The organism is Sphingobacterium sp. SYP-B4668 (assembly GCF_027627455.1).
Classification (GTDB): domain Bacteria; phylum Bacteroidota; class Bacteroidia; order Sphingobacteriales; family Sphingobacteriaceae; genus Sphingobacterium.
In genome coordinates this window covers 3,525,863-3,537,912 of sequence record NZ_CP115483.1, presented here as the reverse complement: position 1 = coordinate 3,537,912, position 12,050 = coordinate 3,525,863, and the positions used below count along the sequence as shown (strand labels likewise).

Below are 12,050 nucleotides of genomic sequence, written 5' to 3'. Positions count from 1 at the left end.
ATGAACATGAACATGATCATGCAAAATATAAATAGAAAATGGAAAGCCGGTATAGCTGTACTAGGTTTAGTGGCTATCATGACCGGCTGTAATGATGACTTTATGGATCGGTATCCGACGACCACTATTTCGCCTGAAGTTTTTTTCAACAACGTGGAAGATCTGCAGACATACACGAATAGCTTCTACTCATTACTAAGCGCTCCTATTGCCGATCTCGGATCGGATAATTTGGCTCATCACAATTCCGGGAGTGAGATTTTAGAGATAATGGGAGGTGGAGTCACTTCGCAAAATGCCAAGGTATGGAGTTGGACGACCCTTCGGAATATCAATTTCTTTCTGGAGAACTATGGCCGGGTGAAAGGTGCGAAAGCGGAAGATGTCAATCATTATGTAGGTATTGCGAAATTTTTCAGGGCTCGTTTTTATATCGACAAAGTCAATAAGTACAGCGATGTCCCGTGGTATAGTGGTACTATGGAAACATCGGATACCGAGCTTTTGCATAAGAAGCAGGATAGCCGTGCATTGGTCGTCGATTCTATCATGGCGGATCTGGAGTATGCGGTCGAGCATGTAAAAGCAGCGGGACATAAGTCTACTGTTACAAAATGGGCTGCATTAGCACAATTGGCTCAATTTGCACTGCAAGAGGGCACCTACCGTAAATATCACGATTATTTAGGCCTGAAAGCAAGTGCTAATGGGTTTTTAGAGAAAGCGGTATCTGCATCCGAGAAAATAATAAAGGAAGGTGGATTTCAAATTAGTACAGCCGGTGGTGTAGATAGAGCCTATCGCGAATTATTTATCAGTCAGAATCTTCAGGCCAATCCAGAGACAATCTTATTTATTGACTACGACAAAGACTTAGGTAGGATGCGCAATGCACATACCGTGCTGGATTACGAGTGGGCGTTAAGTCAGAATTTGATGGAGAGCTATCTGATGAAGGATGGAAGTCGATTTACCGATCAACCGAATTTTAAGACCAAAAATATTGATGAGGTGTTTGTGAATCGTGATCCGCGTTTCGCACAAACGTTTATGAAACCTGGTTTTCAAGCTGTTGGTACCGCTGCTCCCCACCGTCTGAAGCCGACTCTCGGAGGGTACAATCAGATCAAATTTTATCCCGAAGTCTCAGACATGATCGCATGGGAGTCTGCATACACGGATGCTTTTGTATTTCGATATGCGGAGATACTCCTGATCTTTGCCGAAGCCAAGGCAGAGCTTGGGACTTTGATCAGTCAAGCCGATTTGGATAAGTCTGTCAATCTATTGCGCGGACGTGTAGGCATGCCAAAGATGGAGTTGGGTACTGCTGTTGATGCAACTTTACAGGCCTACTATAACAATGCGACCGGAAGTAATCTCGGGTTGATTTTAGAAATACGGAGGGAGCGACGTGTCGAACTAGCATGTGAAGGACAACGTCAATCTGATGTATTTAGATGGGAAGTTGGGGAGCATCTTGCCGATCTTCAACAGGGGATATATGTCAAAGCACTAGGGCTCATGGATGTGACCGGTGACGGTAAAGTCGATATTGCCATTCTGGAGTCCTCTAAAGCTACCGACCCCATTAAGCACCTCACCCCTGAGGAATTAAAGGCTATCTCGCTATACTATCTGAAAGATGATAATGGTAATAATACATCCATCTATCTGCAGAACGGGAATAGCGGTCATATCATGTTTACAGCCGCACGAGATAAAGTTAGAAGATTTGATAACCCTAAGCACTATTACTATCCTGTAGCTAATAGCGAATTGGTCTTAGATGGAAGTCATCTGGTCCAGACCATTTACTGGTAGTCACGAAGATTATTTTGTTGGAAATGGCCGGACGCTCATGATGTCAGGCCATTTCCTATTTAAGTATCTTTTTGGATACGATAGGATTATTGTTTTTAAATTCTCCCAATACCTGTATTTTGATATACATTGTTAATAAATATTAAACTTATATATGAAAAGACTGCTATTTTTCGGTGCATTACTGCTTTGTAACAGTGCCTTCGCACAGCATAAAGGGCAAGTATACCTCGATGGCAATGGCAACAAGAAGATCGACTCCCAGGAGGTCGGCTTGCCAGGTGTTGTTGTTTCTGACGGGTATGAGGTCGTGCAGACAGATGCCAAAGGGCAATTTAGTATCCCGACCAATCCAGATGCCCGGTTTTTATTTGTGACCGTACCCTCTGGATACAAAAGCAGCACCACACATTATCTAAAAATAGATCATAAACAGGAAGTTTTCGATTTTGGTATGGTCAAGGACGAAAGCCAGCGACCAGACTTTCTACGTTTTATTCAAGTGACTGATACCGAGACGCCTTTGTACGGAAGTTGGATTGATAATATTCGCAATTATGCCCAGCATCAGGAGGCTTCTCTGATTATGCATACAGGTGATATCTGTTATGAACCAGGTATGCAATTCCATGCACGGCAGGTCAATTCGGATTTGATGGGGCGATCTACTTACTACACCGTTGGAAATCATGATTTGGTCAAAGGTGAATATGGGGAGAAATTATTTGAAGATCTTTTTGGACCAGTTTATTATTCATTTAATGCAGGGCCTGTCCATTTCGTGGTGACACCAATGCCGAGTGGGGACTATGCTCCCCGTTATACACAAGATCAGGTAATCTCTTGGCTCAAAAAAGACCTCGCTTTAAAGGAGAAGGACAAACCACTGATCTTTATCAATCATGATCTGATTGTAGGTAAAGATTTCATCATGAAAGGTAAGACGCAGTCCATTGATTTGAGACAGTACAATCTAAAAGCATATTTGTATGGCCATTGGCATAATAATTACGTATTTGGACAATCATCAGATGTATTGGTCATTTCGACAAATGCACCCAATAAAGGTGGAATCGATCATTCTGTGGGCCAGTTTATGGTGATTGATGTCGATAAGAATGGTGTTAGACAGGTGGCACCTAAGTACCCCAATTTGAATGATCATATCGAATTGATCTACCCAAAGAATAGTGACATATGTCTTATCGAGAATAAAAAGCTAAATATCAGTGCAAATATCTACGACAGTGAGCGGGAAGTAGCGTCAGTGAAGGCTATACTTTTTGATGGAAAAGGAAAGTGGACGGAGGTCTGTGAAATGTCTCAAGCGAGCGATTGGAACTGGAGAGGTACAGCAGCCGTGTCCTCGGATGTAAAGCGTGACTTTGAGCTTATATTGGAAGTCAACTACAAGGACGGCCATCAAGCATTGAAGAAAAGTCAATTTAAAGCCCAGGCATCGCCAGAAGCTAATCTTCGTCTATCTTGGTCTACCAATATAGGAGCGAATATCTGGAAAGTATCTCCATTAGTGCAAGGGAACCGTGTGTTTGTCGCGACTATAGATGATAGCGGCAGTGAGAAGGGAAAGATAGCCGCTTTAGCTAAGGCTGATGGTCAGGTTCTTTGGGAATTTAAAACGAAGAATTCAGTCAAACAAAAATTGCGTTATAGTGACGGAGTCGTCTTGGCTACAGATGTAGGAGGAGTGGTATATGCACTTAATGAGACTGACGGTAAGCTCATCTGGAGTAAAGCGCTTAGCGGAGGTAAGTTGCCAGCTTATGTCACCGCTGGTGTCGTGCGCGATGGTTATTACTACACAGGCGCTGGCAATTATTTATCTGCTCTACGTGTGGTGGATGGAGAGCTTTTATGGCAAAATAAGGATTGGAATGGAGGCGAGGGGATGCCAGGCGAAATGCTAGCTACAGCAGACCATCTTATAACCGGGGCCAACTGGAATGCCTTATTTGTACACGACCGCAAAACGGGCCAACTGCGTTGGAAGAAGAATGACGATGGCGTGAGGTTCAGGAGCAGCGGAGCGAGCGCTGACGATAACGGACTATATGTTGCTGGACTGAATGGACTATTTTTGTTGAATGAGAAGTCGGGACAAGTCATCCGCAAAAGAATATACGAAGATGATTTCAAGGTGATGGCTGCTCCATTACTGAGCGGCAATCAGCTGATTATGCCCAGCTCTCTGGGTGGAGTGAAGAGTTATGACAAAAATACGTTTGAAGAGCGTTGGGTTTTTGAAACAGGAGAAGCATTGATCTACACCTCTTCTTATACGACACCGGATTTGCATAAGTTGGTCGGTACCGTCGAATCTGGAGTTGTGCAGCAGGGACAGAAGCTATTTTTTGGCGCTTCGGATGGCTATCTGTACGTGTTGAATTTGGAAGGGAAGCTACTCGATAAGGTCAATGTTGGCGCACCTATTCTCGCGGAGACTGCCCTCGATGATAGGCATGTATATATTGCCGATTTTGCAGGCAATGTGTATTGTTTCAGCGTGAAGGACTAAATATCTAATACGGAATGCAAAAAGCATCGTTCACAGGATGAACGATGCTTTTTTTTGTTTAATTTTTATTAACTTTTATAGATTTATTTAACTTTTTTTAAGAATATCTAAAACGTTTTTTATCTTTAAATACTTAATAACTAACTGATTTTTGGTTTTTAGTTGTTGCTGTTTATCTTTTTCATTTGTTTACAAATGCTTAATATTTGCTTGCTGTTAACTTAATGTTAGGGTTTTATTTTTGAAATGTAGAAACTTCTATTTCAATAGAAATAGTGGGGGCTATAAGTGTAATGAAACCTTAAAAAAAAGAAAGATGTCCATTAAGTTAGTTGTATTCGATATGGCCGGCACGACGGTTAAAGATGAAAATTATGTAGGAGCCGCGTTTGTAAACGCTATGCAGTTGTATGGTTATCAGGCGCGGCTTGAAGATGTCAGCCCGATAATGGGATATCAGAAGCCGGTCGCGATTCGTATGATATTGGAAAAACTGGAACGTGACAGTGATGCAATTACCCCAGCGTTGATCGATCGTATTCATACTTCTTTTGTGGAGGAGATGCTCACATTCTACCGTGAATCTACCGATATTGTTCCCTTAGACGGTGTAGAGGGTACATTCGGATTGCTTCGAGAGAGGGGAGTGTTCATTGGTCTTGATACGGGATTTTCGCGGGATATCGCGCAGTTGATTGTTGATCGGTTGGACTGGAATGACAAGATAGATATATTGGTTGCCAGCGATGAGGTAGAGGCGGGGCGGCCATATCCCTACATGATAGAGAAGATGATGCGCCAATTGGGTATTACCGATGCTAGCGAGGTAGCTAAGGTAGGGGATACCGAGGTCGATATCAACGAAGGACATCGTGCGCAGTGTAAATACATAATAGGAGTGACCACCGGAGCCTTTACCAGGGACGAGCTTGCCACCTATGGCCCCACGCATATCGTGGATCACATCGAAGATGTGTTAACCATCATTCGCTAAGCGCCCGAAGATGATATCGTTGGTTTCATTACGGACTAAGGCTGCAGGTTGGCGCTGTGCGCAAGTTTCAATTTTTGCAGCGCTAGCAGCGTTCTGCTGCTATACGAGTATGTACGCCTTCCGCAAATCCTTTGCAGCAGGTGTTTTTGAGGAATCGGAGCTTTGGGGAATTGACTATAAGGTCTGGTTGGTGATGTTGCAGATGGTTGGGTATATGTGTAGCAAGTTTTATGGTATTCGGTTTATATCAGAGTCCAAAAGTCAGAGTAGGGCCAAGTATCTCCTCGTTTTAATCGGGATATCATGGTTGGGACTGCTGGGCTTTGCCGTTATTCCGGCACCCTATAATATGGTGTGCCTGGTCATCAATGGATTTCCTCTTGGGATGGTCTGGGGACTAGTTTTTAGTTATCTAGAGGGGAGAAAGGGTACCGAGTTCATGGGCGCAGTAATGTCCGTTAGTTTGATATTTGCATCAGGTTTTGTAAAGACAGTAGGTCGAACATTGATTGATGTTTTTCATATCAGTGAGTTTTGGATGCCCTTTTTTACAGGATTGGTGTTCCTCGTGCCGTTTTTAATCAGTGTCTTATGTCTTGAGATGATCCCACCGCCAAGTGCAGAAGATCAGCGATTGAGGACCCTACGAATCCCTATGAATCGAATCCAGCGGAGAAGCTTTATGATACAGTTTTTGCCAGGAATTATAATAACGATATTCATATACGTCATGTTGACGGTGCTGCGGGATGTGCGTGATAATTTTGAAGTCGAGATTTGGCAGCATCTACACGTGAAGGACAACCATATTTATACGAAAGTCGACGCAATTATTGCTGTCGTAATTCTAGCACTGATGAGTCTGTTGATTTTGGTGAAGGACAACTTAAGGGCATTTTCATGGATACATGTTATGATCTTAATTGGATTTGTTACCTGTGGCATTGCGACATATAGTTTCGATAGAAATATGATTGACGGTGTTACTTGGATGACCTTGGTGGGACTGGGGCTCTATATGGCCTACATCCCTTACAATGCTATTTTCTTTGAACGTATGATCGCTAATTTCAATGTGAAAGGGAATGTCGGATTTGTGATGTATTTAGCAGACTCCATTGGTTATTTAGGGAGTTTTTCTCTTTTAATGCTTAAAGAAACCGGACCTATTAACATAAGCTGGGCTATTTATTTTAGTCAGTTGGTGTATATCATATCTATACTAGGGGCTGTATGTGCTGTTGCTTCCCTGATGTATTTTGTAAATAAAACGATATCAAGACGTAATAGAAACACAGTCAGGCCTTCGGATGCACTGGATTCAAGAGGACAATTGCAGGCCTCTGGAGCCTAAAATCCACAACAAATAATTAAATAAAAAAATGAAACAACACAAATATGACTTGGTAATCATTGGCGGAGGGATACTCGGTACTTTCCATGCCTACCATGCGTTAAAATTGGGCAAAGAAGTCCTGCAGTTAGAGAAAGACAACTTTCCGGTCGGGTCTACCATTCGGAATTTTGGTCAGGTGGTGCCTTCGGGCATGTCCGGACAATGGTTTGAATATGGTGTGAGAGGATTGGAGATATACAGTGCCATCCAGCGTGAATTCGATATTTCGGTGCGCCAAAATGGAAGTGTTTACATCGCTTCGGATGACGACGAAGTCCAGCTGCTACATGAGTTGAAGCATCATTATGATCAAGTAGGTTATAAGCAAGAGCTGTTGACGGCTGCGCAGATCCAGCAAAAGTATACAGCAGTGAGGGGCTCTTATGCCAAAGAAGCTTTATTTTTTGGGCAGGAAGTCAGTGTCGAGCCAGGAGTCATGATCCGCCGACTTCAAGAGTATTTGAAATTTAAATTTAAAGGATATAGCTTGTTTTACGACTCTCCGGTCATAGATTGTACGAGCAAAGATGCTGGAGTAGAAGTCGTCGTGAGTAATGGCCGGCGCTTTGAGGCGGACAAAGCTGTGGTCTGTAATGGATATGAGTTTAAATTACTTTTTAAGGAGCTGTTTGAGACCAGTGGTCAGGCGATCAGTAAGTTGCAGATGATGCGAACTGTGCCACTCAAAAACATTGGCCTTGAAGGAAATATATTGACTGGCTTGACGATACGTAGATATGAGAGTTTTGAGGACAACTGCCCGTCATTTGAAAAGCTGAAGACCCCGGCCTATTACGAAGAACTTCGTAAATACGGAATTCATATCTTGTTTAAGATGGCGCCCGACGGCAGTATCATTATTGGAGATTCACACGAATATGCTGCTGGGACAAATTTCGACCACTTAGGATTTTCTTTAGATTCTTATATCAACGAGTTAATGCTGCAGGAAGCAGAACGGATTGTTTCATTTGACGTTCGAAAGATTGCAACCAGTTGGGCCGGATTTTATTCGCAGCACAAAGATCATATATTAGAATACGATATCGATGATAGGATCCATATCCGGACATGCATTGGAGGTAAGGGAATGACGGCGAGCGCAGGTTATGCGGAGCATAGTATAAGGGAGGTTTTTAGATATTAAACAACCTCAGTACATTGCCTGCAATCGATTCTATATTTTATCATTATTTGTAGGAGGGTATAATATGGTTATTAAAATAAAAAGAAACCCCTTTAATAAAACCCCTTTAATATTATTTGAAGGAGTTTCTTTCCTGCGGAGAGGGCGGGATTCGAACCCGCGGTACCGTTAAGTACACACGCTTTCCAAGCGTGCTCGATCGACCACTCTGACACCTCTCCGTTTTGGAGTCACAAAAATAGCATCTTCTAGCGGAATTGCAAAACTTTTATCCACTTTATCGCATTTTGACTATGGCGGAAAGTCTACTTGTTAAGCAAATCGTTAATAATCACTAACTTTAATTTATCAAATCACTAATTATGATGACAAAATATACATGGTGGGCAATGCTACCTGCACTTGTTGTGCTAGGGAGCTGTCAGTCCAATAGCAACGATTCTTCTTCGGATGCGCGGATTTCTTTTTTGGATTTAAGTGGTATGGATACTACTATTAGCCCTGGTGACGATTTCTTCCGGTATGCAAACGGGAAATGGTTAAAAGAAACGGATATTCCCGCTTCCGAGACTGGTTGGGGGTCGTTCTATCTCTTGCAGGATGAAAACACGACCAAACTACACGGAATTCTTATTGAGGCGGCAAAAGAGCGTTACAAGGATAAATCTGATGAACAGAAGGTGGGAGATTTTTATGCTAGCGGTATGGATACCCTGACAATCGAAAAATTGGGAATAACGCCTATAAAATCCCAGATTGAAAAAATTGATGCCCTAAAGAATGTGCAGGAACTTATCGCTTTCTGTGCTGGTGGATTTAAGGAAGGGCATGGAGATTTATTTCATTTCTATATAGCCTCAGATGATCGGATATCTACAAAAAACGCGTTAACTTTCATTCAAGGGGGGCTAAATTTACCCGATGCAGGTTACTATTTAGAAAATGATGAAAAGTCAAAAAAAATACGCTCGGCTTATCGTGATTATATAGTCCAGCTTTTTACCTTAAATGGGGAGGGGGTGTTGGCAAAAGAGTCTGCTGACCAAATTATCCAATTAGAGACCACAATAGCTAAGTCACATCTTAGCCCTGTTGAACTTCGTGACCCTATTAAGAACTATAATAAATATTCTATTGCTGAATTCCAAACAAAGACGATTAACTTGAATTGGAAAGATATCTTGGAGAAACTACTAGTGACGACCGATACGATTTTGGTTCAACAGCCCAAATATTATATGGCACTAGATCATATGCTTATCTCTGAGTCGCTTGATATCTGGAAAAAGAAGTTGAAGTTGGATGTTTTGAATGGGGCGGCTAGTGCGCTGTCAAAGGATTTTAGGAGGGCGAGATTTGATTTTTATGGTCGCACCCTGAATGGTCAACAATCGCAGAAAGAACGGTGGAAATTGATGGTGAATGCGGTTGATGATAATCTAGGCGAATTGCTTGGTAAATTATATGCCGAGAAATATTTTAAGGCAGAGGCGAAAGAAAGGATGATGGTATTGGTTGACAATTTGCAAAAAACATATAAGTTGCGCATAGGACAATTGGATTGGATGACCCCCGAAACTAAAAAGAAGGCAGTCGAGAAGTTAGAAGCCTTTACTAAAAAGATTGGATATCCAGATAAGTGGAAAAATTATGATGATGTGGTTATTGGTCGAGATACCTATTACGCGAATCTTCAATCTGCTTCGCGTCATGCCTATAAGGAAATGGTGAATAAAATGGGAAAACCGGTAGATAAAGCCGAGTGGTTGATGACGCCACCGACTGTCAATGCCTACTATAATCCACCCTATAATGAAATTGTGTTTCCGGCGGGGATACTGCAGTTTCCCTTTTTTGACTTTAATGCCGATGACGCAATCAATTACGGAGCAATAGGGGCGGTCATTGGACATGAGATGACCCACGGATTTGACGATCAAGGCAGACAGTACGATAAGGAAGGGAATTTGAGCGATTGGTGGACCGCTGTGGACGCGAGGCAATTCAACCTGAAAGCTAAAAAGGTAGTGGATTTATATGATGGGTTTACACTATTGGACAATCAACATGTAAACGGGGAATTGACCTTGGGTGAAAATTTGGCTGACATAGGTGGGCTTAGTATAGCTTATGATGCATTTAAATTGACCACGCAAGGGAAGGCAAATGATAGGATTGATGGATTTACTCCTGACCAACGTTTTTTTCTGAGCTTTGCTCAAGTTTGGCGAATCAAGACTCGCGATGAAACTATGCTCCTAAGGTTGAAGACCGACCCGCATAGCCCGGAAGAATTTAGGGTCAATGGCCCGTTGTATAATATGGAGTCATTTTATCAAGCGTTTAATATTCAGCCTTCTGCAAAAAAATATATAGCCCCTGTAAATCGGGTCGGTGTGTGGTAGTGAAAAATTACGAATAGTATTTTGAATATTGATAAAAAGTTTATAATTTTGCGGTTCATTAAATAGAAACAAGTAAATTAATTTATTAACAATGTACGCAATAGTAAATATAGCAGGACAGCAATTCAAGGTTGCAAAAGACCAATATCTTTTTGTGCACCGTTTACAAGGAGATGAAGGCGCTAGTATTGAATTTGACAATGTATTGTTAGCAGAAAATGGTGGTAAATTCTCAATTGGTACTCCAAGTGTAGAAGGCGCTAAGGTTTCAGCTAAAATTTTGTCTCATTTGAAAGGTGATAAAGTGATTGTTTTCAAGAAAAAACGCCGTAAGGGTTATAAAAAGAAAAACGGACACCGTCAGCAGTTCACTAAAATCCAGATTACTGGTATTACATTATAATTGAATTTTTAATCAGACAATCGTCTTAAATTAAGATAAAAAATGGCACATAAAAAAGGAGCGGGTAGTTCGAAGAACGGTCGTGAGTCACATAGCAAACGTCTAGGCGTTAAAATTTTCGGTGGTCAGGAAGCAATCGCTGGTAACATTATCGTTCGCCAACGTGGTACTCAGCACAACCCAGATTTAAACGTAGGTATCGGTAGAGATCATACGTTATTTGCTTTAGTAGATGGAAAAGTTGTTTTCCGTAAAAAAGCAAATAATAAATCTTATGTTTCTGTGATTCCTGTGGAAGATAAAGCATAAGCTGTAAAAAGCTATAAAAAGCCCTTCGATATTTTATCGAAGGGCTTTTTTTTGTGTTGAAATCTGAAGATTATAGCTCCTTGTTATTGAGAAGGAAGTCCCGCTCTTCGTAATAGTGGAGCTACAATTTTTCTAAGAAATAAAAAAATCTGTTTGAAGACAAAGCGTGTCCAAATAAATGAAGCTCCAATGTGCTTTTATTTAAATAAAAAAGAAGATTATGGAATGTTGAGGTATTTGTGAGTTTGGAGCGAAATTTCCCATCGAGGATTTTTCTTTACGTATTCCACAATGAGAGGGGTAACCTCTGCTACCTTAGACCATTCCGGTTGGAGGTAGAGTTTGCAAGAGCTTCCCACAAGTGCCGCATGCTCTTCCGCCCATTTAAAATCACTGTTGTTAAAAATGATGACTTTGAGTTCGCCAGCTGCCGCCAGTACATCCGGACGGGGGGCTTTGAATTTTTTTGGAGAAAGGCATATCCAATCCCAATCTCCAGTTAGAGGATAAGCTCCCGATGTTTCAAGAAATGTGCTAATTCCTTGTTCCTTAAGTTGCTGGGTCAGATAGTCTAGGTTGTAAATAAGAGGTTCGCCGCCAGTTACTACTACTGTCCTGGCAGGATGAGCTTGTGCGTGCTCCACAATGGTATCTGACGTTGTCAGGGGGTGAATATCCGCATCCCAGCTTTCTTTTACATCACACCAATGGCATCCTACATCACAACCACCTAAACGTATGAAATAAGCTGCTTTTCCAGTGTGATATCCTTCTCCTTGGATTGTGTAAAATTCTTCCATTAACGGTAGAAGTCGGCCGTCTTCGGGAACTTGTCGTGACATCTTTTTCAATTAAGACTGCAAAGGTAGGGATTTTTTCCTACTTATCCGCCTCTCTTGAATTGCTATGTGAGAGTGATGAAAATATTTACAAATGATAGACAGATAGATACGGTTAATTAGAGAATATAATATTTTTTCATGATTAACTTAATTTATTAAATCTTATATTTAACCTAGTTAGTACCCATTACTAA

9 protein-coding genes and 1 tRNA gene are annotated in these 12,050 nt (G+C 41.6%); 8 read left to right on the top strand and 2 right to left on the bottom strand.

What is annotated here, in order from left to right; all coding sequences use genetic code 11:
* Positions 1-6 precede the first annotated feature (6 nt).
* The 5 genes from OQ289_RS14605 (at position 7) to OQ289_RS14585 (ending at position 7,897) form a co-directional block, all read left to right on the top strand.
* Positions 7-1,824: a RagB/SusD family nutrient uptake outer membrane protein gene (locus OQ289_RS14605; RefSeq protein WP_270087595.1), complete on the top strand. Its 1,818-nt coding sequence runs from the start codon at positions 7-9 to the stop codon at positions 1,822-1,824.
* A gap of 154 nt (positions 1,825-1,978) precedes the next feature.
* Entirely contained in the window at positions 1,979-4,360 is a 2,382-nt protein-coding gene (locus tag OQ289_RS14600) for an outer membrane protein assembly factor BamB family protein (protein ID WP_270087594.1), read from the top strand.
* Between the two features lie 316 nt (positions 4,361-4,676).
* On the top strand, positions 4,677-5,354 hold the full coding sequence (locus OQ289_RS14595) for an HAD hydrolase-like protein (protein ID WP_270087593.1): 678 nt from the start codon (positions 4,677-4,679) through the stop codon (positions 5,352-5,354).
* Between the two features lie 10 nt (positions 5,355-5,364).
* Positions 5,365-6,708: a DUF5690 family protein gene (locus OQ289_RS14590; RefSeq protein ID WP_270087592.1), complete on the top strand. Its 1,344-nt coding sequence runs from the start codon at positions 5,365-5,367 to the stop codon at positions 6,706-6,708.
* Between the two features lie 28 nt (positions 6,709-6,736).
* Complete coding sequence (locus OQ289_RS14585) at positions 6,737-7,897, top strand: TIGR03364 family FAD-dependent oxidoreductase (protein WP_270087591.1); 1,161 nt, start codon at positions 6,737-6,739, stop codon at positions 7,895-7,897.
* Positions 7,898-8,033: 136 nt separating this feature from the next.
* Here the strand turns inward: OQ289_RS14585 and OQ289_RS14580 are convergent.
* A tRNA-Ser gene (locus OQ289_RS14580) sits at positions 8,034-8,118 on the bottom strand.
* 141 nt (positions 8,119-8,259) lie between these two features.
* Between OQ289_RS14580 and OQ289_RS14575 the strand changes: the two genes are divergently transcribed.
* From OQ289_RS14575 to rpmA, 3 genes are all read left to right on the top strand, one after another.
* Positions 8,260-10,302, top strand: coding sequence for a M13 family metallopeptidase (locus tag OQ289_RS14575; RefSeq protein ID WP_270087590.1), 2,043 nt, complete (start codon positions 8,260-8,262; stop codon positions 10,300-10,302).
* A 91-nt stretch (positions 10,303-10,393) separates the two neighbouring features.
* Entirely contained in the window at positions 10,394-10,705 is a 312-nt protein-coding gene (rplU, locus tag OQ289_RS14570; protein WP_033562959.1) for a 50S ribosomal protein L21, read from the top strand.
* Positions 10,706-10,747: 42 nt separating this feature from the next.
* Positions 10,748-11,014: a 50S ribosomal protein L27 gene (gene rpmA / locus OQ289_RS14565; protein ID WP_033562958.1), complete on the top strand. Its 267-nt coding sequence runs from the start codon at positions 10,748-10,750 to the stop codon at positions 11,012-11,014.
* Between the two features lie 218 nt (positions 11,015-11,232).
* Here the strand turns inward: rpmA and OQ289_RS14560 are convergent, their stop codons facing one another.
* Positions 11,233-11,856, bottom strand: a complete 624-nt coding sequence (locus OQ289_RS14560) for a 7-carboxy-7-deazaguanine synthase QueE (RefSeq protein ID WP_270087589.1) — start codon at positions 11,854-11,856, stop codon at positions 11,233-11,235.
* Positions 11,857-12,050 lie beyond the last annotated feature (194 nt).

What these genes read in the sequence shown, in the direction of transcription:
- rpmA (WP_033562958.1), top strand. Translation starts at nt 10,748, where the DNA reads ATGGCACATAAAAAAGGAGCGGGTAGTTCGAAGAACGGTCGTGAGTCA.
- OQ289_RS14575 (WP_270087590.1), top strand. Translation starts at nt 8,260, where the DNA reads ATGATGACAAAATATACATGGTGGGCAATGCTACCTGCACTTGTTGTG.
- OQ289_RS14560 (WP_270087589.1), bottom strand. Translation starts at nt 11,856, where the DNA reads ATGTCACGACAAGTTCCCGAAGACGGCCGACTTCTACCGTTAATGGAA.
- OQ289_RS14590 (WP_270087592.1), top strand. Translation starts at nt 5,365, where the DNA reads ATGATATCGTTGGTTTCATTACGGACTAAGGCTGCAGGTTGGCGCTGT.
- OQ289_RS14585 (WP_270087591.1), top strand. Translation starts at nt 6,737, where the DNA reads ATGAAACAACACAAATATGACTTGGTAATCATTGGCGGAGGGATACTC.
- OQ289_RS14605 (WP_270087595.1), top strand. Translation starts at nt 7, where the DNA reads ATGAACATGATCATGCAAAATATAAATAGAAAATGGAAAGCCGGTATA.
- OQ289_RS14595 (WP_270087593.1), top strand. Translation starts at nt 4,677, where the DNA reads ATGTCCATTAAGTTAGTTGTATTCGATATGGCCGGCACGACGGTTAAA.
- rplU (WP_033562959.1), top strand. Translation starts at nt 10,394, where the DNA reads ATGTACGCAATAGTAAATATAGCAGGACAGCAATTCAAGGTTGCAAAA.
- OQ289_RS14600 (WP_270087594.1), top strand. Translation starts at nt 1,979, where the DNA reads ATGAAAAGACTGCTATTTTTCGGTGCATTACTGCTTTGTAACAGTGCC.